The sequence below is a fragment of the Pseudomonas sp. N-1-13 genome (assembly GCF_057787095.1).
This window is the reverse complement of record NZ_JBYNRI010000001.1, coordinates 506,145-529,737: the sequence shown is the minus strand read 5'-3', so window position 1 is coordinate 529,737 and position 23,593 is coordinate 506,145. Positions and strand designations below refer to the sequence as shown.

Annotated in this window: 23 protein-coding genes; 12 read left to right on the top strand and 11 right to left on the bottom strand. The window is 61.1% G+C overall.

What is annotated here, in order from left to right; genetic code table 11:
• The first annotated feature begins 51 nt into the window (after nt 1-51).
• The 6 genes from AC3I65_RS02370 to AC3I65_RS02345 all read left to right on the top strand — a co-directional run bounded on the left by AC3I65_RS02370 (nt 52) and on the right by AC3I65_RS02345 (nt 4,679).
• Nucleotides 52-684, top strand: coding sequence for a TetR family transcriptional regulator (locus tag AC3I65_RS02370; protein WP_047227346.1), 633 nt, complete (start codon nt 52-54; stop codon nt 682-684).
• A gap of 271 nt (nt 685-955) precedes the next feature.
• Nucleotides 956-1,456: an urease accessory protein UreE gene (ureE, locus tag AC3I65_RS02365; protein ID WP_047227345.1), complete on the top strand. Its 501-nt coding sequence runs from the start codon at nt 956-958 to the stop codon at nt 1,454-1,456.
• Complete coding sequence (locus AC3I65_RS02360) at nt 1,453-2,127, top strand: urease accessory protein UreF (protein WP_076382884.1); 675 nt, start codon at nt 1,453-1,455, stop codon at nt 2,125-2,127. Before ureE ends, AC3I65_RS02360 begins: the two co-directional genes overlap by 4 nt.
• Before the next feature lie 9 nt (nt 2,128-2,136).
• Nucleotides 2,137-2,751, top strand: a complete 615-nt coding sequence (ureG, locus tag AC3I65_RS02355) for an urease accessory protein UreG (RefSeq protein ID WP_047227343.1) — start codon at nt 2,137-2,139, stop codon at nt 2,749-2,751.
• A gap of 44 nt (nt 2,752-2,795) precedes the next feature.
• The gene (locus AC3I65_RS02350) at nt 2,796-3,368 is read left to right on the top strand and encodes a HupE/UreJ family protein (protein ID WP_488523433.1); all 573 of its coding nucleotides are present in this window, start codon (nt 2,796-2,798) and stop codon (nt 3,366-3,368) included.
• A gap of 180 nt (nt 3,369-3,548) precedes the next feature.
• Nucleotides 3,549-4,679 carry an AGE family epimerase/isomerase gene (locus AC3I65_RS02345; protein ID WP_448693281.1) on the top strand — a complete coding sequence of 377 codons (1,131 nt, stop codon included), beginning with the start codon at nt 3,549-3,551 and terminating at the stop codon, nt 4,677-4,679.
• A 155-nt stretch (nt 4,680-4,834) separates the two neighbouring features.
• Here AC3I65_RS02345 and AC3I65_RS02340 read toward each other — a convergent pair whose 3' ends face one another.
• The 8 genes from AC3I65_RS02340 to amaB form a co-directional block, all read right to left on the bottom strand.
• Nucleotides 4,835-5,599: an SDR family oxidoreductase gene (locus AC3I65_RS02340; RefSeq protein ID WP_047227340.1), complete on the bottom strand. Its 765-nt coding sequence runs from the start codon at nt 5,597-5,599 to the stop codon at nt 4,835-4,837.
• Between the two features lie 852 nt (nt 5,600-6,451).
• On the bottom strand, nt 6,452-7,168 hold the full coding sequence (locus AC3I65_RS02335; protein WP_076382886.1) for an ABC transporter ATP-binding protein: 717 nt from the start codon (nt 7,166-7,168) through the stop codon (nt 6,452-6,454).
• The gene (locus AC3I65_RS02330; RefSeq protein WP_047227338.1) at nt 7,165-8,037 is read right to left on the bottom strand and encodes an ABC transporter ATP-binding protein; all 873 of its coding nucleotides are present in this window, start codon (nt 8,035-8,037) and stop codon (nt 7,165-7,167) included. Before AC3I65_RS02330 ends, AC3I65_RS02335 begins: the two co-directional genes overlap by 4 nt.
• Nucleotides 8,034-9,314 carry a high-affinity branched-chain amino acid ABC transporter permease LivM gene (gene livM, locus AC3I65_RS02325; RefSeq protein ID WP_076382888.1) on the bottom strand — a complete coding sequence of 427 codons (1,281 nt, stop codon included), beginning with the start codon at nt 9,312-9,314 and terminating at the stop codon, nt 8,034-8,036. Before livM ends, AC3I65_RS02330 begins: the two co-directional genes overlap by 4 nt.
• 2 nt (nt 9,315-9,316) lie before the next feature.
• A complete protein-coding gene (locus AC3I65_RS02320) occupies nt 9,317-10,231 on the bottom strand; it encodes an ABC transporter permease subunit (RefSeq protein WP_047227336.1) in 915 nt (304 codons plus the stop codon).
• 170 nt (nt 10,232-10,401) lie between these two features.
• Nucleotides 10,402-11,538, bottom strand: coding sequence for a branched-chain amino acid ABC transporter substrate-binding protein (locus tag AC3I65_RS02315; RefSeq protein WP_047227335.1), 1,137 nt, complete (start codon nt 11,536-11,538; stop codon nt 10,402-10,404).
• A gap of 365 nt (nt 11,539-11,903) precedes the next feature.
• Entirely contained in the window at nt 11,904-13,187 is a 1,284-nt protein-coding gene (gene amaA, locus AC3I65_RS02310; RefSeq protein WP_488523432.1) for an L-pipecolate oxidase, read from the bottom strand.
• A gap of 156 nt (nt 13,188-13,343) precedes the next feature.
• Nucleotides 13,344-14,834, bottom strand: coding sequence for an L-piperidine-6-carboxylate dehydrogenase (amaB, locus tag AC3I65_RS02305; RefSeq protein WP_047227333.1), 1,491 nt, complete (start codon nt 14,832-14,834; stop codon nt 13,344-13,346).
• 177 nt (nt 14,835-15,011) lie between these two features.
• Here amaB and AC3I65_RS02300 point away from each other — a divergent pair, with 177 nt between their 5' ends.
• From AC3I65_RS02300 to nadE, 3 genes are all read left to right on the top strand, one after another.
• The gene (locus AC3I65_RS02300; RefSeq protein WP_107321470.1) at nt 15,012-15,917 is read left to right on the top strand and encodes a LysR family transcriptional regulator; all 906 of its coding nucleotides are present in this window, start codon (nt 15,012-15,014) and stop codon (nt 15,915-15,917) included.
• A 243-nt stretch (nt 15,918-16,160) separates the two neighbouring features.
• Nucleotides 16,161-17,366, top strand: a complete 1,206-nt coding sequence (gene pncB, locus AC3I65_RS02295; RefSeq protein WP_488523431.1) for a nicotinate phosphoribosyltransferase — start codon at nt 16,161-16,163, stop codon at nt 17,364-17,366.
• Between the two features lie 23 nt (nt 17,367-17,389).
• Nucleotides 17,390-18,217 (top strand): NAD(+) synthase, encoded by an 828-nt coding sequence (nadE, locus tag AC3I65_RS02290; protein WP_047227330.1) that lies wholly within the window; start codon nt 17,390-17,392, stop codon nt 18,215-18,217.
• 170 nt (nt 18,218-18,387) lie between these two features.
• On the opposite strand, the gene azu is transcribed toward nadE, so the two are convergent.
• A complete protein-coding gene (azu, locus tag AC3I65_RS02285; protein ID WP_047227329.1) occupies nt 18,388-18,834 on the bottom strand; it encodes an azurin in 447 nt (148 codons plus the stop codon).
• Between the two features lie 156 nt (nt 18,835-18,990).
• Here azu and AC3I65_RS02280 point away from each other — a divergent pair, with 156 nt between their 5' ends.
• The 3 genes from AC3I65_RS02280 to AC3I65_RS02270 all read left to right on the top strand — a co-directional run bounded on the left by AC3I65_RS02280 (nt 18,991) and on the right by AC3I65_RS02270 (nt 20,025).
• Complete coding sequence (locus tag AC3I65_RS02280; protein WP_257220608.1) at nt 18,991-19,116, top strand: hypothetical protein; 126 nt, start codon at nt 18,991-18,993, stop codon at nt 19,114-19,116.
• 61 nt (nt 19,117-19,177) lie between these two features.
• Nucleotides 19,178-19,765, top strand: coding sequence for a cytokinin riboside 5'-monophosphate phosphoribohydrolase (locus AC3I65_RS02275; RefSeq protein WP_107321468.1), 588 nt, complete (start codon nt 19,178-19,180; stop codon nt 19,763-19,765).
• Between the two features lie 68 nt (nt 19,766-19,833).
• Nucleotides 19,834-20,025: a hypothetical protein gene (locus tag AC3I65_RS02270; RefSeq protein ID WP_047227327.1), complete on the top strand. Its 192-nt coding sequence runs from the start codon at nt 19,834-19,836 to the stop codon at nt 20,023-20,025.
• Nucleotides 20,026-20,131: 106 nt separating this feature from the next.
• Here AC3I65_RS02270 and AC3I65_RS02265 read toward each other — a convergent pair whose 3' ends face one another.
• Together AC3I65_RS02265 and AC3I65_RS02260 are read right to left on the bottom strand one after the other, a co-directional pair.
• Nucleotides 20,132-21,025 carry a transglutaminase family protein gene (locus AC3I65_RS02265; RefSeq protein ID WP_047227326.1) on the bottom strand — a complete coding sequence of 298 codons (894 nt, stop codon included), beginning with the start codon at nt 21,023-21,025 and terminating at the stop codon, nt 20,132-20,134.
• On the bottom strand, nt 21,025-23,511 hold the full coding sequence (locus AC3I65_RS02260; protein ID WP_076382890.1) for a circularly permuted type 2 ATP-grasp protein: 2,487 nt from the start codon (nt 23,509-23,511) through the stop codon (nt 21,025-21,027). The genes AC3I65_RS02265 and AC3I65_RS02260 overlap by 1 nt, the downstream gene beginning before the upstream one ends.
• Between the last annotated feature and the right edge of the window lie 82 nt (nt 23,512-23,593).

The window sequence follows — 23,593 nt, the reverse complement described above, 5'->3', positions numbered from 1 at the left end:
AGCCGATTTGCTAGAGTGCGTCGCTTCCGTGAATCAGAAGTCAGCCCTGCGATGCTGCCCCGCGCCGAACAGAAACAACAGACCCGCAATGCCTTGATGGATGCAGCCCGTCATTTGATGGAGTGCGGCCGAGGGTTCGGCAGCCTGAGCCTGCGCGAAGTCGCCAGGACCGCCGGCATCGTACCCACCGGGTTCTACCGGCATTTCGACGACATGGACCAACTGGGCCTGGCTCTGGTCAGCGAAGTCGGTCAGACCTTTCGCGAAACGATCCGGCTGGTACGCCACAACGAATTCGTCATGGGCGGCATCATTGATGCCTCCGTGCGTATTTTCCTCGACGTGGTCCAAGCCAACCGTTCGCAATTCCTGTTTTTGGCCCGTGAGCAATACGGCGGCTCGCTGCCCGTGCGCAAGGCCATCGCCTGTCTGCGTGAAGGCATCAGCTCGGACCTGGCCGCCGACCTGGCATTGATGCCCAAGTTGCAGCACCTGGACCTTGCCGCTTTGAGCGTAATGGCCGACCTGATCGTCAAAAGCGTGTTCGCCACCCTGCCTGACATTATCGACCCACCCGCTCACGCTCTCCCCGAACACCTCACGCCCCAGGCGAAGATTACCCAGCAACTGCGGTTCATCTTTATTGGCCTCAAACATTGGCAAGGGCTGGGCAGTACCGAGTAGCCACCGAGACGTTTCCTTTGTGGGAGCGAGCCTGCTCGCGATAGCGGTGGGTCAGTCAGCGTTGATTTTCTGATGCACTGATATCGCGAGCAGGCTCGCTCCCACAGTGTTTCGCGAAAGCTGCAAAATGGTGCGCGATATCGACAAGCGCACCATAACGGCACGCAATCCGCCCCATCCTGAAACGCCATCCCAGCTATTTCCTACACCTTCTTCGATTGGCAAGCCCCTTGCTCTAAACACAGCACCGTTCATTGCTGGAAGCACTCCGATGCTGGTGATTCACCGCAGAATCGACACTCAACCCCGCTGGGACGCCGAGCTGCACCTGACCTTCGACGCCCGCAGCAAAAGCCGCCTGCGCTGTTTCAGTGCCGAGGGTGAAGATGTGGGGTTGTTCCTTGAGCGAGGTCAGCCGCCGTTATACGACGGCGAATGCCTGCAAGCTGAAGACGGACGCATCGTGCGCGTCTGCGCCCGCCCCGAACAATTGCTGCATGTCACCTGCGCCAATGCATTTGAACTGACCCGCGCGGCCTATCACCTGGGCAATCGCCATGTCGCCCTGCAAGTGGGCGATGGCTGGCTGCGCCTGCTGGACGATTACGTGCTCAAGGCGATGCTCGAGCAACTGGGTGCCAGTGCCGAAAACATAGAGGCTCCGTTCCAACCGGAACACGGCGCGTATGGCGGCGGCCATCATCATTCCCGACACGGCGACGAAGATTTCAACTACGCGCCACGCCTGCATCAGTTCGGCGTACGCACATGAACCCGGCGTGGGCGCTGCTGCGTCTGGCCAGCCCGCAATTGCCGATCGGCGGCTACAGCTATTCCCAGGGATTGGAGATGGCAGTGGATAACGGCCAGGTCAAAACCTGCGACGACGCCCGTCGCTGGATCAGCGATCAGTTGCTGTTGAACCTGGCACGCTTCGAGGCGCCTTTGCTACTGGCCCACTGCACCGCCGCCGCCGCCGACGACTGGGACGCCTTGCTGCAACACTGCGAGGAACACCGCGCCAGCCGGGAAACCCGCGAGCTGCATCAGGAAAGTCGGCAGATGGGTTATTCGTTGCAGCAGTTGCTGGGCGGCCTGCCGGAACTCGATGCCGCGGCACGGCGCTTTCTTGAACAACGTACTGAACCGCACCTGGCCCTGGGCTGGGCCTTGGCCGCCCGCGCCTGGAACATCAGCCCCCAGGACGCCCTGGCCGCCTGGTTATGGAGCTGGCTGGAAAACCAGTTGGCCGTCCTGATGAAGACCCTGCCCCTGGGCCAGCAAGCCGCCCAGCGCCTGACCAGCGAACTGCTGCCACTGCTGCAACAGGCTCAACACAACGCCTCGAACATTGATCCCGACCATTACGGCAGCGCCACGTTTGGCCTGTCCCTGGCGTGCATGGCCCATGAGCGCCAGTACAGCCGCCTGTTCCGTTCCTAGGAGACCCTCATGAATACACAACCTCTGCGCGTCGGTATCGGCGGCCCGGTAGGCTCCGGCAAAACCGCCCTGACCCTGGCCCTGTGCCTGGCCCTGCGTGAACGCTACAACCTGGCGGTGGTCACCAACGACATCTACACCCGTGAAGATGCCGATTTTCTGGTGCGTAACGAAGCCTTGGCGCCGGAGCGGATCATCGGCGTGGAAACCGGCGGTTGCCCGCACACGGCGATCCGCGAAGACGCCTCGATCAACCTTGAGGCCGTGGATCAATTGAACCGACGGTTTCCGGGGCTGGATCTGATCCTGGTGGAATCGGGCGGCGATAACCTTTCGGCGACCTTCAGCCCAGAGCTTTCGGACCTGACCATTTATGTGATCGATGTCTCGGCCGGCGACAAGCTGCCGCGCAAAGGCGGGCCGGGCATCTGTAAATCCGACCTGCTGGTGATCAACAAAATCGACCTGGCGCCACTGGTGGGTGCGTCCCTGGAAATGATGGACAGCGACACCCGTCGGATGCGCAACGGCAAGCCGTTCGTGTTCAGCAACCAGAAAACCGGCCAGGGCCTGGAGCAGATCATCGCCTTCATCGAACGCCAGGGCCTGCTGACCGCCGCCTGATTTTCAACTTCAACTGTTCACACGCTCAACAAGGAAGCTTATCCATGACATTCAAACGCCTGCTTGGCGCCCTCGCCCTGTTGCTGACCCCGGCCTTGGTCTTTGCTCACCCTGGCCATGGCGATAACGGCCTGATGGCCGGCCTCGGTCACCCCATCGGCGGGCTGGATCATCTGCTGGCCATGCTGGCGGTTGGCTTGTGGGCCGCCCAACAACAAGGCGCGGCGCGCTGGGCGCTGCCGTGCACCTTCGTCGTCAGCATGCTGATTGGCGGTTTGCTGGGCTTTGAAGGCCTGGACCTGCCTGCGCTGGAAAGCGGGATTGCCGCCTCGGTGCTGGCCTTGGGCCTGGCGGTGGCACTGGCAGTGCGCCCGCCGCTGAGCCTGGCGATTGGCGCGACGGCGGTGTTCGCGCTGTTCCATGGCGTGGCCCATGGTCTGGAACTGCCGGACATGACAAGCCCTTGGGCTTATGCGGCCGGTTTTGTCGCGGCGACGGCGGCGTTGCATGGCGCAGGCTACGCCGTGGTTCGCGTCTTGCCACGAGCGGCCGCCCCTCTGGTGCGTCTGGCCGGAGCGGGTTCGGCGGCGGCTGGAGTGTGGTTGTTGGCGGGTTGATTTTCAGCACCCATCAAGGCTAATCGCGAGCAGGCTCGCTCCCACAGGGTATGGCGTACGCCAATAAATGTGGGAGCGAGCCTGCTCGCGATGACGGACTGGAAGGCCTCGTCTCTCTCGAACTTGCCACTCTGCTACCATGTCGCGCAATCACCCCTCCAGCCGTGACGACGTCCACCAATGCCCGATGCTTCCCGCCCCGCTCCTGCACCTGAACTGACTGCCCTGTTCGCCACGGTACGTCAGCACTTTCACGACGTGATCGTGCCGATGTGGCAAGGCCCGGGATGGAATGCCGAGCTGGCGCTGCCCTATGAATCCCTCGATACCCGGCACAAGCCGCTCGAGCCCCAGCGCTACCGGGCGATGGCCTGTGCGCGACAGCTATACGTGTTCGCCAGCCTGATCGGCGAAGCGCCACAGGCCGAAGAACGGGCTGGCGCACTGTTCCGCTCCCTGCAGCGGCACTTCCATGATGGCGAACATGGTGGCTGGTTCTACAGCATTGACCCCCAAGGCGTACCGCTGGACACCGGCAAAGACCTCTACACCCACGCTTTCATCCTGTTTGCCTGTGCCCACTACTGGAGCAAGGTCCGCGAGCCGCTGGTGGAGTCGGTACTCAACGCGGCCCTGGAAGTCATCGCCCGGCGCTTTGCGACCGGAGACGGCCTTTACGAGGCCAGCCTGGGACGCGATTGGTCGACCCGCGCATCCGGCCCGCTGCAAAACCCGTTGATGCACCTGGCCGAAGCCTTCCTCGCCACCCTCTCGGTTCGCGACGACATCAACGTGCGCCAGGCATTGCTGGCCCTGTGCGATGCCATGTTCAAGCACTTCATCGACCCGCAGCAGCGCGTCATGATGGAGAAACCGGTCAAGGCTGTGGATAACTGGTTTGAGCCAGGCCATCAGTTCGAGTGGTATTACTTGCTGGCCTCATCGCCCCTGTTGCGCGGCGGCAAGTTGCACACAGCCCTTGAGAGCAGCTTCAGCCGTACCGAACAGCAAGGCGTGAGCCCGCAGTCCGGGGCGGTGTGCGCCATGCTGAGTCTGGGATCACAGGTACCGCGGGACGCCACCCAGCGCATCTGGGCTCAGGCGGAATATTTGCGGGCACTGACATTACGCCCGGGCAATCAGGGCGCATTGCTGCATCAACTACAGGCGTTGCAGCAGCACTTCCTGCATGCCAAAGGCTGGAACGAATGCCTGGACGCCGACGGCACTGTCAGCCGCCAGGACATGCCATCGACCACGCCGTATCACCTGCTGACCTGCTATCGCGGGCTGGCTGATTATCTGGCCTGACCGGTAAATCGCTATCGCGGGCAAGCCTTGCTCCCACAGACATTTGGCCGACCTTGCCCCCATAGATGAGTCAACTCTTTGGGAGCAAGGCTTGCCCCATAGATGAGCCAACTCTGTGGGAGCAAGGCTTGCCCGCGATGAACGATAACGCGGTCTTACGCCTTGTTGCGCTCAATGGCAAACCCGGCCCAGGTCTGGCTCACAGGCATCAATTCCAGGCTGTTGATGTTGATGTGGGCCGGTGTGTTGAGCACCCAGAAAATGGTGTCGGCGATATCCTGCGGCTGGATCGGCTCGGCCCCGGCATAGGTCGCGTTGTAGCGTTCCTGATCACCCGCAAAGCGCACCAGGGAAAACTCGCTCTCGCACAGACCCGGCTCGATGTTGCTTACCCGCACGCCAGTGCCTTGCAGATCGCAACGCAGGTTCAGGGAGAACTGTTTGACGAACGCCTTGCTCGCCCCGTACACGTGGCTGCCTGGGTACGGATAGTTGCCGGCGATGGACCCCAGGTTGACGATCCCGGCACCACGGCCATGAGCGATCAGCCGCGGCAACAGCAGGCGGGTGCTGTAGATCAAACCTTTCACGTTGGTATCGACCATCGTGTCCCAGTCATCGAGGTCGCACTTGGGCGCAGGATCAACGCCCAGCGCCAGACCGGCGTTGTTGATCAAGCCCCGCAACTTGGCGAAGGACGGTGGCAGGTTGGCGATCGCCTCCTCCATGGCTGTGCGGTCACGCACATCAAGCACCAGACCATGGACTTCAGTCTGCTTCGACAACTCGGCGCACAGGGCAGTGAGGCGTTCTTCACGACGACCGGTCAGCACCAGTTTCCAGCCTGCTTCGGCAAAACGACGGGCACAGGCTTCACCGAAACCGGACGTTGCGCCGGTAATAAACAGGGTGTTGGACATCGTGTTCTCCTTGGGGCTCAAAACAGCCAATGAATGGAAATCGGCCCACAGCATGCCCGGCCTGGCACAGCATGGGCAAGACTTCTGGAAGCGAGGTTTCATTCGAGCATTGCTCATAAAACAACCAATCGGCGCCAGGCCTTATGAAACAAGGGCCACAGGCGGTTGCCCGCACCTTATCCACAGGCGGGTCCACAGCAATCGGGGGCAAGTGCAAACTCCCCAAGCCGCTGTGCATAAGGCTTTGCGAGGGATTTGGAAAATTTTTTCCCTTGACCCTGCAATGCAGGTTGTGCAGATCGACTTATCTGCTATAAGCCGACGGTAAAAAGAACGATGGCTTCAAGCCAGCAAATTCGGCCCTCAGCGCGGTCTTTCCAGAGTTTAATCACAGACTTATCCACAGGCTTGCGCACAGATTTCCAAGCCTTTGGCGACCCTCATAAAAGTGTTGACAACCCTCGTACCCGCTTGACCGAAATCCTCTGATCAAAAAACAACCACACGCCTGAAAGCCACGTATTCAGAGGCTTGCAGCCAGCTACTCCCACCTTACCCACAGCCGGTTCCACAGCAAACGGGGACAAGTCAAAACCGTGACAAAACAACTGTTTGCGGCGACTTTATGTCGCGGTTTCGCAGGGGCTCAGGATTGTTGTCCACAATTCTCGGGCACAGCGCCAAACCCTGTGGGAGCGAGCCTGCTCGCGATAGGGTCATGTCCGATATAAAGAGGTTGGATGGTCCGGCGCCATCGCGAGCAGGCTCGCTCCCACAAGGGGATGGGTGGTGGATTTGAAAGATAAAAAAACCGGCGATTCAATCGCCGGTTTTTTCATGGCTGGCCTTGTGTCAATGGCCGCCCAGATACGCGTTGCGCACCTCTTCGTTGACCAGCAGTTCCTTGCCGGTGCCGGTCAGGCGGATTTCACCGTTGACCATCACATAGGCCCGGTCCGACAGCCTGAGGGCGTGGTTGGCGTTCTGCTCCACCAGAAAGATCGTCATGCCGGTGGACGCCAGCTCCCGCAAGGTGGCGAAGATCTGTTTGACCACGATCGGCGCCAGTCCCAGGCTGGGTTCATCGAGCAGCAACAATTTGGGCCGGCTCATCAGCGCCCGGGCGATGGCGAGCATCTGCTGCTCGCCGCCGGACATGGTCATGGCCCGCTGGTTGCGCCGCTCCTTGAGCCGCGGGAACAGCTCGAACATGCGCTGCATGTCTTCGCTGGCGTGCTTGTCACCGATGGGAATGGTGCCCATCAACAGGTTTTCCTCAACGGTCATGTCAGGGAATACCCGCCGTCCTTCCGGCGATTGCGCGATGCCGTTGGAGGCGATGTAGTGGGACGACTTGTGCGTGATGTCCACGCCCTGGTAGATAATCTGCCCACTCGCCGCCCGCGGCTGGCCGAAAATCGACATCAGCAACGTGGACTTGCCGGCACCGTTGGAGCCAATCAGGCTGACGGTTTCACCTTCCCCAATGTGCATCGAGACTTTTTTCAGGGCCTGGATCGGCCCATAGAATACGTCCAGCTCCTTGAGTTCGAGGATAGGTCCACTCATACCAGCTCCTCTTCATCGGCACCCAGGTAGGCCGCGATCACCTTCGGATCGTTGCGAATCGCCTCGGGACCGCCCTCGGCGATCACGTTGCCGTGGTCCAGCACCACGATGTGGTCGGAAATGCTCATTACCATGCCCATGTCGTGTTCGATCAGCACCACGGTCAGATCGTGCTCGTCGCGCAGCAGCCGGATCATCGCGCTCAGCGCTTCGGTTTCCTGAGGGTTTAGGCCGGCGGCCGGTTCGTCGAGACAGATGATCTGCGGGCGGGTGCACATGGCCCGGGCAATTTCCAAGCGCCGTTGCTGGCCATAGGAAAGTTCGCCCGCCAGCCGGTTGGCGCAATCCACCAGGTCCACCACTTCCAGCCAGTAGAAGGCGTGGTCCAGGGCATCGCTTTCTGCCTGGCGGTAACCCTTGGTGTTGAGCACGCCCGCCACCAGACTGCGATTGACCCACATGTGCTGAGCCACCAACAGGTTCTCCAGCACGGACATTTCCTTGAACAGGCGAATGTTCTGGAAGGTCCGCGCCAGGCCTGCACGGTTCACCAGGTGGGTGCCGCCGAACATCTTGTAGAACACCCGGCTGGCGAAGGATTTGGGGGACACGAAGTCAGTGGGACGAAACGGTTCGCCCAACAGCTTGATGACATCGGTCCGCTCGCCGCGCACATTGAGCTCGATTTTGCCGCCTGTGGCCTTGTAGAAACCGGTCAGGCAGTTGAACACCGTGGTCTTGCCCGCACCGTTGGGGCCGATCAGGGCGAAGATCGAGTTGCGCTTGACTTGCAGGCTGACGTCGCTGAGGGCCTTGATCCCACCGAATTGCATCATCAGGTTTTCAACGGTAAGCACGACTTCGCTCATGGCGCTACTCCCTTACGCGGCGTCACCCCGGTACGACTGATGCGAATCAGGCCGCGCGGGCGCCAGATCATCATCAACACCATCAGCACGCCGAACAGCAGCACCCGGTATTCCGAGAAGCTGCGCAGCAACTCCGGCGCCACGGTGAGGACAAATGCAGCGATGACCACGCCCACTGTCGACCCCATGCCGCCCAGTACCACGATCGCCAGAATCAGCGCCGACTCGAAGAAGGTGAACGACGAGGGGTTGACGAAGCCCTGGTAACTGGCAAAGAACACGCCTGCCAGGCCCGCCGTGGAAGCACCAATGGTGAACGCCGAGAGCTTGACCAGCACATGGTTCAGGCCCATGGAGCGGCAGGCGATCTCGTCTTCGCGCAAGGCTTCCCAGGCGCGACCGACCGGCATGCGGGTCAGGCGATGCTTGACGTAGAGCACCAGCAGCACGGTGATGAACAGGACGATGTAGATGAACAGGAATTTGACGTTGGGGTTGTAGGCCATGCCGAAGAACTCGTGGAACGGCACCCCGCCCTCCTTCGCTCGCCGGCCGAACTCCAGGCCGAAGAAGGTCGGCGACGGCACCGGCATGCCATTCGGCCCGCCGGTAAACGACAGCCAGTTGTTGAGCACCAGCCGGATGATCTCGCCAAAACCCAGGGTCACGATGGCCAGGTAGTCACCGTGCATTCGCAACACCGGGAATCCCAATATGCACCCGGCCATCGCCGCCGCAATCGCCGCCAGCGGCAGCACCGTCCAGAACCCCAGGCCCAGGTATTGGTAACCCAGCGCCAGGCCATAAGCGCCGATGGCATAGAACGCCACGTAACCCAGGTCAAGCAGCCCGGCCAGGCCGACCACGATGTTCAGGCCCAGGCCCAGCAATACATAAATCAGCCCGAGGATGACCACCGTGAGCACGTATTTGTTGGCAAAAAACGGGAACACGATGGCAATCACGATCAACGCCGGGATGATCCAGCGCAGGCGCGACTTGTAGTCTGGCGGCAGCACATGCACGCCGGAGCTGGTGCTTTCGAACCCCTGGAGAATCTTCAGACCCTTGGGGGTTTGCAGAAACAGGCTCAAGGCAAAGCGCCCGACCATCACGATCGCCACCAGCCAGCCCACGCGGGCCGGTTGCAGGTTGAAGCTGTAGCCGTCGAGCACCACGCCGACAATCGGCCCGAACACGATCAGCGAGATCAGGCCGGCCAGGATCGCGTCGATGACGCTCTTTTTGATATCAATCGGTTTATTGGCAGCAGACATACTTATACCTTCGCCACGTGTGGGCGACCCAACAGGCCTTGGGGACGGAAAATCAGAATCAGCACCAGCAGCGAGAAACTGAACACGTCTTTGTAGTCAGAGTTGATCAGACCGGCGAACAGCGACTCGGAGATGCCGAGGATGATCCCGCCCAGCATCGCCCCAGGCAGGGAACCGATGCCGCCGAGTACGGCCGCGGTGAACGCCTTGATGCCGATGATGAAGCCGGCATAGAAGTCGAAGGTGCCGTAGTTCATGGTGATCAGCACACCGGCCAGGGCCGCCATGGCCGCACCGATGACGAACACATAGGAAATCACCCGGTCGGTGTTGATCCCGAGGATGGAGGCCATCTTGCGGTCTTGCTGGGTCGCGCGGCACATGCGGCCGAGCTTGGTGTACTTGATGATGTAGGTCAGCAAGGCCATCCCGGCGAATGCGGCGACCAGGATGAAGATCTTGGTGTAGGTCAGCTGGACGAAGCCGCTGCCGATGTCCACGCGCATGGCGCCTTCGAGCAACGTGGGCACGCCCTGTTGGCGAGCGCCCTGGCTGATCTGGGCATAGTTCTGCAGGATCAGCGAAATGCCGATGGCACTGATCAGCGGTGCCAGGCGAGTGGAGTTACGCAGGGGTTTGTAGGCGACGCGCTCGATCACCCAGCCGTAGACGCCGGTCACCACCACGGTGAACACCAGCGTGCCGAGAATCATGAGGGGGAAGGATTCGATACCGAACCAGGCCAGCAGAGCCAGACTGATCGCCGCGAGGTACGCAGAGATCATGTAAACCTCGCCATGGGCGAAGTTGATCATGCCGATGATGCCGTAGACCATTGTGTAGCCGATGGCGATCAGACCATAGACCGACCCGAGGGTCAGGCCATTGATCAGTTGCTGCAGGAAAATACCATCCATAACGCAATCTCACGCATTTGAGAGACTGCACGCACACCGCTGCGACGGACCGGGGTTCAGCCGCCGACGCTGCACGATGTGCGCGCAGCTCTCGGGAGAAAAGACAGGTACTGCATGAACACGGGTAAACCGCCCGGCACCAGGGGCGCCGGGCGATTCAGCCGTTCATGTCACTTCTGTTTTTCCAGCTGATGGTATTTGCCGTCCTTGTCCCACTGGTAAACCACGTAGTCGGAGACTTTCAGGTCGCCCTTGGAGTCCCACTCCTTCTTGCCCATCACGGTCTGGACCGGATTGGCCTTGAGCCATTCGGCCGCGGCTTCGCCGTCATTTTTCTTGGCGCCGTTGAAACCGGCCGCCAAGGCCTGGACCGAGGCGTAGGCGTACAGGGTGTAGCCTTCCGGCTCGGTGCCCTTGGCACGGAACGCGTCCACCACGGCCTTGCTGTCTGGCAGCAGGCGTGGGTCGGCGCCGAAGGTCATGTACACACCATCCACGTATTGCGGGCCGCCGGCGGTGGTGACCAGTTCGTCGGTGACGATGCCGTCGTCGGACATGAATTTCACGTCCTTGAGGCCTTGCTCACGCAACTGGCGGACCAGTGGGCCGGCTTCCGGGTGCAGACCGCCGAAGTAGACCACGTCGGCACCGGCCGAACGGATCTTGGTGACCACGGCGCTGAAGTCTTTCTCGCCACGGGTCAGACCTTCGTACAGCACCGGCTCCACGCCACGCTTGGCCAACTGCGCCTTGGTAGCATCCGCCAGGCCCTGGCCGTAGGTGTCCTTGTCGTGCAGGACGACGACTTTCTTGCCCTTGAGCACGTCAACGATGTAGTCGCCGGCGACGATGCCCTGCTGGTCGTCACGACCGCACATACGGAACATCGCGCTCAGGCCACGCTCGGTGACCTGCGGGTTGGTGGAACCAGGGGTGATGGAGATGATGCCGGCATCGCCGTAGACCTCGGACGCCGGGATGGTGGACGAGGAACAGAAGTGACCGACCACGCCAAGAACCTTGTCCTGATCGACAAAGCGGTTGGCCACGGCCACGGCCTGCTTCGGTTCGCAGGCGTCATCGCCCTGCACCAGAACGATTTTCTCGCCGTTCACGCCACCCTTGGCATTGATCTCGTCTGCCGCCGCTTGTGCGCCTTTCATGTACTGCTCGCCAAATGCCGCGTTGGCACCGGTCATCGGACCCGCTACGCCGATCTTGACGTCGGCCTGAGCAAACGCAGAAACACCCAGCGCAGCTGCCACTGCGAGGGCCAGAAAGCCTTTCTTGTAAAACGTCTGGGACATGAGGTGGTGCTCCAAGGTTTTTTTTAGTTGGCACTGCGACTTCACTGAAAAGCTCAGAGCAAGCGCCGTGCCATCGGTTTTTTATTCTTAAAAAAGTCGCTGCTTTATTGTTATTTCGACTGTTTCGAGCCCTTTTTTATTGGGCGTGCAACCGTCTAAACCGCACAAGGTACAACCATAGAACCAAATGGGTACAACCCTCCCTGAGCCATCATTGCAACCATCACACGAAACGACGTGCAACCCACCTGTAACAACCCGCGTCACCGAACTGCACACTGGCGGTGCACAACTGCTACAACCCGCACCATAACAGGCTAGACGTTGTGGTGGAAAACGAGCGCTGCGGCAACATTTTTCAACATTCAGATCACAATTCGCAGGCACTGGCCGGCGTGATACAGCGAAAAACCCGCTTCATACAAGCAGCTGCGCAAGCCTGTCCCGGCCAGTGGCCGCATGGCGGCGAAGGGAATCGGCAGCGCGCTGGCGTCGCCGTGACACAGATAGTCGGCAAAGGCTTTGCCCACTACTGTGCCAGTCGTCACGCCGCGGCCGTTGTAACCCGTCACGGCCACCAGACCGGGGGCCGGCTCGAACAGGCGCATCAGGTGATCGGGGGTGAAGGCGATACACCCGGTCCAGGTGCATTCCCATTCCACCGGCTTGAGGTAAGGGAAATAGTGCTGTTGCACCCGGTCGGCCCACGCCTTGAGGAACCAGGTGGGTTTGCGATTGCCATTACCCAGGCTGCCCAGCAACAGACGCCCGTCCTTGTCCCGACGAATGCTGCTCAGTACCTGGCGGGTGTCCCACGAGCCCTGGCCGCCTGGCAGGATGCGCTGCGCCGCTTCGTCGGTCAGCGGAGCGGAAGCAACCTGATAGTAGTAACCGGGAAAGAAATTGCGCCGCAGCTCCGTCCAGTCACCTTCGGTGTAGGCATTGGACGCGATCACCACTTGCTCGGCCAGTACCGAACCCTGGGCAGTTTGCACCGACCAGCGCTGCCCTTGGCGTTCCAGGCGCGTGACGGGGGAATGATCAAACAACTGGCCACCAAGGTCGCCGGCAGCCTTGGCCAGTCCACTGGTGTAGGCCATCGGATTGAGCGTGCCGGCACGCCGGTCGAGCAATGCCGCAGCGATTTTCGAGGTGCCCGTGGCCTGGGTACACGCCTGGCCGGTGAGCAACTCCACCGGGGCGCCACGGCGCTTCCATTGTTCTTCACGACTGCGCAGGTCCGCTTCGCCCCTGGCGTTGTGAGCCATGTGCAGCGTGCCTTCGCGCCGCAGCTGGCAATCAATGTTGTATTTATCGACGAGGCTGAACACCAGCGCCGGCGCCGCCCCGAGCATGCGATTGAGCTGGCTGCCCACCGCTTCGCCGAAGCCGGCTTCTATCTCATCCGGCGGGATCCACAAGCCGGCGTTGACCAATCCGACATTGCGCCCCGACCCACCATGCCCGGCCCGATGGGCCTCCAGCACAGCCACGCGCTTGCCTTGTTCGAGCAAATGCACCGCCGCCGACAAACCGGTAAAACCTGCGCCGATCACGCAGACATCCACCGTGATTTCGCCGGTGAGGGCGGTATTTTCAGGTCTTTGCGGCGTCAGTTTTTCCCACAGACATTCTTCGCGTAACGGCATTGCCAGACTCCGGAAATGAAACCCAACCACTGCACATAAACTCATGGTGGGAGCGAGCCTGCTCGCGATGCGGTTTACCTTGCAACATCCATGTTGGCTGATCCGACGCTATCGCGAGCAGGCTCGCTCCCACAGGGGACACTCGTTGACACGACCTCAGTCGAAGGTAATCCCCTGCGCCAACGGCAGCTCCAGCGAGTAGTTCACGGTGTTGGTCTGGCGACGCATGTAACCGCGCCATGCATCGGAGCCTGACTCACGTCCGCCGCCAGTCTCTTTCTCGCCGCCGAACGCGCCGCCGATTTCCGCGCCGCTCGGGCCGATGTTGACGTTGGCGATGCCGCAGTCGCTGCCCACTGCTGACATGAATTGCTCGGCTTCACGCACGTCCGTGGTGAAGATGCAGGACGACAGGCCTTGAGGCACCGCGTTATTGAGTTGCAGGGCCTGGGCAAAATCCTTGTAGCCGACCACATAAAGGATCGGCGCGAAGGTTTCGTGGCACACCACATCGCTCTGCTCCGGCATCTCGACGATGGCCGGCGATACGTAGTAGGCATTCGGGAACTGGTCTTCAAGCTGGCGTTTGCCACCAAATACTCGCCCGCCTTCGCTCAAGGCCTGCTCCAGTGCATCCTGCATGTTTTCGAAGCTCTGCTTGTCGATCAGCGGCCCGACCAGGTTGCCTTCCAGCGGATGGCCGATGCGCACTTTCGAATAAGCGGCCTTGAGCCGGCTGACGATCTCTTCTTTCACTGACTCATGGGCAATCAGGCGGCGCAGCGTCGTGCAACGTTGGCCGGCGGTGCCGACGGCGCTGAACAGGATGGCGCGCACGGCCATGTCCAGATCGGCGCTGGGGGCCAGGATCATCGCATTGTTGCCACCCAGCTCGAGGATGCTGCGGGCAAAGCGCGCGGCGACTTTCGGCGCCACTTCACGACCCATGCGGGTGCTGCCGGTGGCGCTGATCAACGCCACGCGCGGATCGTCCACCAGCGCTTCGCCGGCATCGCGACCGCCGATGATCACTTGACTGAGGTACGGTGGCGCATCGCTGAAGTTCTTCAGCACACGTTCGAACAACGCCTGGCAGGCCAGGGCGGTGAGCGGGGTCTTTTCCGAGGGTTTCCAGATCACCGCATTGCCGCAAACCAGGGCCAGCGTGGTGTTCCAGGCCCAGACCGCCACGGGGAAGTTGAAAGCGCTGATCACGCCGACCACGCCCAGCGGATGCCAGGATTCACGCATGTGGTGGCCCGGACGCTCGGAGGCGATGGTCAGGCCGTACAGCTGACGGGACAGACCGACTGCGAAGTCGCAGATGTCGATCATCTCTTGCACTTCACCCAAACCTTCCTGGGTGATCTTGCCGGCTTCCCAGGACACCAGCTCGCCGAGGTCGGCCTTGTACTCGCGCAGCAGATCACCAAATTGACGTACCAACTCGCCGCGGCGAGGGGCCGGCACCTGGCGCCACAGGTCGAACGCATGCTCGGCGCGGCTGACCTGCTGCTCAACCTCTGCGGCGCCCTCCCAGTTCACGGCGCCGATGCGACTGCCGTCGATGGGCGAATGCACCGGTTGTGTGCCGCTCTGGTACAAGGCCGGTTCGACACCCAGACGATCAAGCAATGCAGCAACCATGGTTAATTCCTCAAACAAAAGACAAAGAATTGGCAGCCGGACGATCACGGCTGATCAGACCTGTAGTTGTAGCTGGCCCGAGACTTGCCAACAAACGACCTTTAAGCGAGATATCATTCCGTTTATTCATGCTGGCCATGACCGGATAAGCAGCGCCACAAGAAATAAGGCCTCATCATGATCAATAAACGCTATTTGCCGTCGATCACGGCGCTACAGTGCTTCGAAGCGGTGACCCGACACCTGAGCTTCACTCGCGCCGCCGAAGAGCTGAACCTGACTCAGAGCGCCGTCAGCAAACAGGTCGCACAGTTGGAGGAACTGCTACAGCATTTGCTGTTTCGCCGCGTACGTCGACGCTTGCAGCTGACACCGGCCGGGGATTTGTACCTGGGGGAGGTACGAAAAATCCTTACGCAGGTGGAGATGTCGACCCACTACTTGCGCTCCTACGGCGGCGATACCGAAGTCCTACGGGTTTCCACACCGCCAACCTTCGGAGCTCGCTGGCTGGTCCCACGGCTCAAAGGCTGGCGCCTGCGGCACCCGAAAATTCATCTGGACCTGTGCAGCGAGCAGGAGGCCGACGACTTGCTTCAGGGGCGCAGCGACCTGGCGTTCTATTTCGGCCAGGGCTCACGGCCCGGCGCCGAATCCCTGAAACTGTTCGGCGAAGAACTGGTGCCGGTCTGCGCGCCTGGCAATCTGCCGGCCCAGCCCTTCAGCGACCCGACGCAACTGACCGATCTGGTGCTGCTGCAAAACGCCTCACGCCCCCAGGCCTGGCACGACTGGTTCGCCAGCCAGGGTTATCACACCGAACACAGCTACCACGGGCCGCGCTTCGAAACGTTCTACATGTGCATCCGGGCCGCCCAGGTTGGCTGCGGCGTCGCCCTGCTGCCGCGGTTTCTGGTGGAAGAAGAACTGGCTGACGGCAAGCTGGTGATCCCCTGGCACTATGCGATGCCCAGTACCGATGCCTATTACCTGGCCTATCCTGAACATTCGGCGGAAGTGCCCAAGGTCAGGCTTTTTGTGGAGTGGATGCTGGAGCAGAACGAGGTTTCGATGGCACCTTGAGCATGGCTATCGCGGGCAAGCCTTGCTCCCACAGGGGGTGTGCACAGCTGCCGGTCGCCCACTCTCTTGGGGAGCAAGGCTTGCCCGCGATGAGGCCCGTTGGCATATCCAGACACTCCAGCGGAGTACCCGCCGTTAAAAAATCGCTGGCAATACTCACCAGGGTTATGCGCCACTAGCCCCTTCACCACCAACCGCTGCACCCCGCTGCCCGCCGCAGCGGCCTGTCTGGAGATTCCCGCCATGAGCGAGAGTGTATTTGCCGATCGCATCGTGCAGAACCTGCTCGACACCGACTTCTACAAACTGACGATGATGCAGGCGGTGCTGCACAACTACCCCAACGTCGAAGTCGAATGGGAATTTCGCTGCCGCAACAGCGAAGACCTGCGCCCGTATCTGGCGGAGATCCGCTTTCAGATCGAACGCCTGGCCGAGCTGAGTCTGAGCGTCGACCAGTTGGGCTTCCTGGAGCGCATCAGCTTCCTCAAACCCGATTTCCTGCGTTTTCTGGGGCTGTTCCGTTTCAATCTGCGCTATGTGCACACCGGTATCGAGAACGGCGAGCTGTTTATCCGCCTGCGTGGGCCATGGTTGCATGTGATTCTGTTCGAAGTGCCGCTGCTGGCCATCGTCAGCGAGGTACGTAATCGCTATCGCTACCGCGAGATCGTTCTGGAGCAGGCGCGCGAACAGCTGTATCGCAAGTTCGACTGGCTGACCACCAACGCCAGCGCCGACGAGTTATCCGAACTGCAGGTCGCGGACTTCGGCACCCGCCGGCGGTTTTCCTATCGCGTCCAGGAAGAAGTCGTCAACGTGCTCAAGCACGATTTCCCTGGACGCTTCGTCGGCACCAGCAATGTGCACCTGTCCCGCGAGCTGGACATGAAACCCCTGGGCACCATGGCCCACGAATGGATCATGGCCCATCAGCAACTGGGCCCGCGGCTGATCGACAGTCAGATCGCCGCCCTCGATTGCTGGGTGCGTGAGTACCGGGGCCTGCTGGGAATCGCACTGACCGATTGCATCACCATGGACGCTTTCCTCAAGGACTTCGATCTGTTCTTCGCCAAGCTGTTCGACGGCTTGCGCCATGACTCCGGGGACCCGGTCATCTGGGCCGAAAAAGCCATTGCTCACTACCACAAGCTCGGTATCGACCCGATGAGCAAGACGCTGGTGTTCTCCGATAGCCTGACACTGCCCAAATGCCTGGAGATTTTTCGGGCATTGCGTGGTCGCATTAATGTCAGCTTCGGTATCGGCACCAACCTGACGTGTGACATCCCGGGTGTGGAGCCGATGAGCATCGTGCTTAAAATGATCAGCTGTGACGGGCAACCCGTGGCCAAGATTTCAGACGAGCCCGGCAAGACCCACTGCAAAGACCCGAATTTCGTCGCTTACATGCGACACGTTTTCCAAGTACCTGCCGCCCTTTGACACACCAAGCAAGGAGTGAATTCATGCAAGCCGTACAGCGTGAGATTGCTGAACAGCTCAAGGTTCAGCCACCGTTCGCCGATGACGCTGCCCTCAAGGCCGAAGTCGCTCGTCGGGTGGGCTTTATCCAGGATTGTCTGGTCAACTCCGGACTCAAGACCCTCGTACTGGGCATCAGCGGCGGGGTCGATTCGCTGACCGCCGGCCTGCTGGCCCAACGCGCAGCGCGTGAACTGCGGGAGAAAACCGGCAACGCCGCCTACAAGTTCATTGCCGTGCGCCTGCCGTACGAAACCCAGTTCGACGAACATGAAGCCCAGGCCTGCGTGGACTTCATCGAGCCGGACGAGCGCCATACCGTCAACATCGGTCCGGCGGTCAAGGCACTGGCCAAGGAAGTGCTGGCGTTCGAAGGCAAAGGGCCGGGCTCCCGGGATTTCGTGCTGGGCAATACCAAGGCGCGGATGCGCATGGTGGCGCAGTACACCATCGCCGGTGCCGAGCAAGGCCTGGTCATCGGCACCGACCATGCGGCCGAAGCCGTGATGGGTTTCTTCACCAAGTTCGGTGACGGCGCCTGTGACCTGGCGCCGTTGAGCGGCCTGGTGAAAAACCAGGTCCGGGCTATTGCCCGAGACTTCGGCGCGCCGGAATCGCTGGTGGAAAAAGTCCCCACTGCCGACCTTGAGGACCTGTCGCCCGGCAAGCCCGACGAAGCCGCCCACGGCGTGACCTATGGCGAGATCGATGCGTTCCTGCATGGGCTGCCGGTGCGCGAAGAAGCCGCTCGAATCATTTGCGAGACCTATCGCAAGACCGAGCACAAGCGGGTGATGCCGTACGCGCCGTGACCGGCAATCCCTGTGGGAGCGAGCCTGCTCGCGATAGCGGTGGGTCAGTTTGCATTGATGTTGAATGTGCTGCCGTCATCGCGAGCAGGCTCGCTCCCACAGGATGTGCGGTTATTGGCGAGGCACAAAAAAGCGCCCTGAAACGGGCGCTTTTTTTATGCCTGATGTGATTACTTCAGGGTAACCGTGCCTTTCATCATCGAGATGTGGCCCGGGAACGAGCAGAAGAAGCCGTATTTCTCATCGGCGCTCAGTTTCGACACATCGAAAGTCACCGAGTCCTTCTCCTTGGCCCCAATGAGCTTGGTGTGAGCGATGATGCGCGCATCGTCTTCTTTCAGGTAGTTCTTGTCGATGCCGGCTGCCAGGCCATCGGTAGCAATCGGCTGCATGTCAGCCTCTTTGCTCAGTACCCAGTTATGGCCCATGACGTTCTTCGGCAAGCTGCCTGAGTGAGTCAGTTCAACGGTGAAGGTCTTGCAGCTCTTGTCGATCTCGATGGCCTTGGTGCTGAAGGACATCTGGTCGGTCGAGTCGATGGTGGTCTTGCACTCGGCTGCCATCAGCTGGCTGCTGGCCAGCGTCAACAGGGATACTGCAGCAAGTTTGGCAAACATGGTGAATCTCCAAGGCATGGTTAGAAAAATTCCGTCAATGGGGAAGACTGCCTGAATTTCAGACAAGTTCCTATGACCTGAGTCAAAGATTGTATACAACTTAAGGCTATCAGCCTGATGAGCATAATCAACCAGCCAAAGGTATGAGGCGGCCATATGATCAGCTCCATCACCTCTCTGGAGTACCGCATCATGAACCTCAACGGCCTGCTGTGCAGCTTGCTTGCCGCCTACGCCTGCGGTGCCAGTGGCACCTACGAAAAACCCCGGCGCGAGGTTTAATTGCTTTGCGCAGCCAAAGCCAGGCTTTACTCTGGTCCAGTTACTGACCACGGAGTAAGGCATGTCTTTAGCGTCTGTTTGTGTATTTTGCGGCGCCAGCACCGGTAGCCACCCAGCCTATCGTGAAGCGGCGCAGGCCTTGGGGCGTGCGTTGGCAGAACGAAAACTGACCCTGGTCTATGGCGGCGGCGCGGTCGGCTTGATGGGCATCGTCGCCGATGCGGCCCTGGCGGCCGGCGGCGAAGTGATCGGTATCATCCCGCAGAGCCTCAAAGACAAGGAAATCGGCCACAGCGGCCTGACCCGCCTGGAAGTGGTGGACGGCATGCACGCCCGCAAGGCACGCATGGCTCAGCTCAGCGATGCCTTCATCGCCCTGCCCGGCGGCCTTGGCACGCTGGAGGAGTTGTTCGAAGTCTGGACCTGGGGCCAGCTCGGCTATCACAGCAAACCGCTGGGGCTGCTGGAAGTGAACGGTTTCTACAGCAAACTCACCGGTTTTCTTGATCATATCGTCGGCGAAGGCTTCGTCCGTGGGCCCCACCGTGACATGCTGCAAGTGAGCGAATCACCCCACCACCTGCTCGATGCGCTGGACGAATGGCAACCGTCGGTGCAGCCAAAGTGGGCCGAACAAAAACCCAGCTAACGGCTCGACCCCGATACAGGGCAGAATACGCGCCGCTCAACCTCACCTTCGACCCCAGAGGATCGCCCATGGCCAAACCCAATTATTCCTTCGCCAAACGTCAGAGAGACTTGGCCAAGGAGCAGAAGAAAGAGGAAAAGCTTCAGCGCAAGAAAGCTACCGCTGAAGAAGAAGCAGCAGCACTGACCCCGGATACCGAAGGCGACGTGGCAGCAGACGTAGATGTTGATGCACCGAAAGATCAGACGCCCGACGCCTGATACCCTCAGGGCCCGATGATCTGATCCGGCCCCCGGTTCTGTGTCCAGGGTCGGCAGCCTCGCTGCCGGCCCTCACAGCCCAGTCCGTTCCCACACTGGGATCTGTTTACGATTCAAGCGGCATCACCGTCACCCGCACTTCGGGGTCATGATCACCGCCGCCCAGAATGACTCCCCGCAACGGCGACACATCGGAAAAATCCCGGCCCCAGGCCAATGTGATGTGTTCCAGCGCCGGCTGAACGTTATTGGTCGGGTCGAAGTCCACCCAGCCCAGCACCGGGCAAAACACCGAGATCCAGGCGTGCGAGGCATCGGCACCGATCAACCGTGGCTGACCCGGCGGCGGTTGAGTCAACAGGTAGCCGCTGACGTAACGCGCCGCCAACCCGCGGGAGCGCACGCAGGCCAGCATCAGGTGAGCAAAGTCCTGGCAAACGCCCCGCCGCCGTTCCAGCACCTCCACCAGCGGCGTTGCCACCTGGGTGGCTTCGGCATCGAAGGTGAACTCCTCGAATATCTTCTCCATCAGCGCCCGCACGCCGAGCATCAATGGGCGCCCCGGCGCGAAACAGCTTTCGGAAAACTCGACAAAGCTGCGCTTGAGGTGCACATAGGGTGACTCGAAACGATAGCGGCACGCATCCAGCAACGGAGCAGCCATTGGCCGGCCGCTGTAGGTCAACGCATGACGGGTTGACTCCCAGGCGGGGGACAAACTGAAGTCCAGCACAGGACGCGCCAACACTTCCACGCTCAGACGCGCGTTGACCAGCAACTCGTCATGGGGCCGTTCGAACGCCAGGCGGGTCAGTGGGTTGCCGAACACATCCAGCTCATCGCGGCGGGTCGTCGGCTCCGGGCTGATCAACAACTGCTGCTCGGTGCAACGCTGCCACTCACAGGGGCGCGGCCACAGGTGAGCAAGCTGCTGGGCCAGGGATACCGGGCTGTCGTAATGGTAGTGGGTGTCGTGGAAGATCTGGTAACGAGCGCTCATCAGACGGACACCGTACGCTGGCTGACGTCATCGACGTGAGCGAAATGACGCAAGGCCAGGCGATCGGACACCTGGCCGCTGACGTCGGCCACTTCCTGCAACAGATCGGCCAAGCCATCGAGGGCTGCGCGCAGGCTGGCCTCGCCGAACAGCGGACTCTCCAGGCAACGCAGGTCAAAGCATGACAGGCGAGCGACCAGCTCTGGCAAGGCGGTTTCCCTGGGCGCGCCGAAGTCATCGTTCAAGCGCTTGAGGGTACGGGCCACCAGTTTCAACTGGAAGAGCACCGCGTGAGGGTTTTGTTCGTCCAGCAACAGCAGGTCGAGCACCGGAATCAACTGGGCCACCGCCAGGTAACGCGAACGATAGGTGATGCTGCTGTTGCCCAGTTCCAGCAACCAGTCCAGCCCCGCCTGGTCGAACACCGCCTCGCCTCGCAGGAACGCCGCCAGGCTGCTGCTGAGAAATTGCAGGCGCTCCAGACGACGACCGATCATCAGGAAACGCCAGCCCTCGTCGCGGGTCATGTCGTCCAACGCGAATCCGGACAACGCCGCCAGGGACATCACCAAACGGTTGAGAAAATCCAGCAACTCACCGAAATCCGGCTCCGCGGTTTCTAGCTCCATGGCTTCGCGCTGCAGCTCCACCAGTGCCTGCCAGTTCTCCCGGGACAGCTTGCCGCGAACCTGGGAGGCCGCCCACTGCAATCGCTGCAGGTTGGAACGCAGGCTGAACGACCAATCGTCCCCCAACAAGGCCGCCAGCAGTCGCTCGGGCAGCTCGCCCTCCTCCGGCAACAGCATCAGGCTTTCCCCCAGGGATACCGCCGACTGCAGCGCTTGCGGGTCGTCGCCATCGACATAGCGCGCCAGCATGATCCGCAGCAGCCGCGCACTGTCGTCACAGCGCTCGCAGTAGCGACCGAACCAGAACAGATTTTCCACGACGCGGGACGGCAGATAGGGATCACGCCGAACCAGATCGTGGACGCCCACGGTTCGCTGGGCCTTCCATTGTTCGCCACTGGGCGGCTGTTCTCCCAAGACCCAAGTGTCCTTACTGGCGCCACCTCGCTGCATCGACACCACTTCGGCGTCGGCCTCGGCCGCCACGCGGGTCAGGCCGCCCGGCAGCACCCGATAGTCATCCTCCCCGGAAACGGCATACACGCGCATGCCGATGGCCCGCGGCTGAAGCTGACCGTCTTCGGCCTGCCAGACCGGTGCCTGGGACAGCTGCGCCAGCTCCTGGGCGACATAGGCATAGGGACGCGCCTGCATGCGCGCGGCCAGAAGTGCACGCTGTTGTTCGTTCAGGTCGCGCCCCAATACCGGGCTGAAACTTTGGGAAGGAAACGCCGGTTTGATCAGCAAGTGCGGCAGTTTTTCCAAGGCCTGGGCCAGCACCGGCGGCTCACCGCACCACCAGGTGGCGATGGACGGCAGTATCAGTTCCTCACCGAACAGAAACTGGCTGATCTTTGGCAAAAAGCCCAACAAGCCCGGTGATTCCAGCACGCCGCTGCCCAAGGCATTGGCCACCAGAACCCGGCCCTGGCGCACCGCCTCCAACAATCCCGGTACACCCAAGGCCGAATCGGTGCGCAGCTCCAACGGGTCGCAGAAATCATCGTCGAGCCGGCGCATGATGGCGTGAACCCGTCGTAGCCCGCTCAGGGTCTTGAGGTACACCGTGGCGTCGCGAACGGTCAGGTCGCTCCCTTCCACCAGCGGATAGCCCAGCTGGCGCGCCAGGTAAAGGTGTTCGAAATAGCTTTCGTTGAACCGTCCAGGCGTCAACAGCACCACCAGCGGCGACTCGCCATCACTGGGGGCCTGACGCGCAAGGGTCTGCTGCAAGGTGCGGAAGAAACCGGCCAGGTGCTTGACCTTCAGGTCACGATACAAATCGGGAAAGGCGCGGGAGACGATCATGCGATTTTCCAGCGCATACCCGGCCCCCGAAGGCGCCTGGGTCCGATCCGCCGTGACCCACCAGCGACCGTCGGGCGTACGGGCCAGATCCACGGCATACAGGTGCAGGAAAATGCCGTCCGGTGGCGTTATGCCCTGGCACGGCCAGAGAAAATTGTTGTGCCCGAACACCAGTTCCGCCGGCAGCAGCCCCTCACTGATCAGCCGTTGCGGCCCGTACAGGTCGGCCAGTACTGCGTTGAGCAAGCGTGCACGCTGGGCGATGCCCGCCGACAGTTGCTTCCACTCCTGCGCATCGATCACGTGGGGCAGCAGGTCCAGCTCCCACGGCCGGTCGGCGCCCTTCGGGTCCGCATAGACGTTGTAAGTGACACCGTTTTCCTGGATCTGCCGGGCCAACAGTGCCTGACGCTGGAGCAGTTGGGCCGGCGTACTGCGCTGCAAATGGTCGAGCAGGCGGCGCCAGTGCCCGCGCACCGCGCCACTGTCGTCCATCAATTCGTGATAGGTGCCCGTCGTCAGCGGGTAACGGTCAAGCAGGTCAGGCATGGAAAGCTCGGCAGACAGCAATGAAACGTGAGACTAGCGCAAGCGCATGACACCCGGATAGTTGAAATATCCGGGTGTCGTG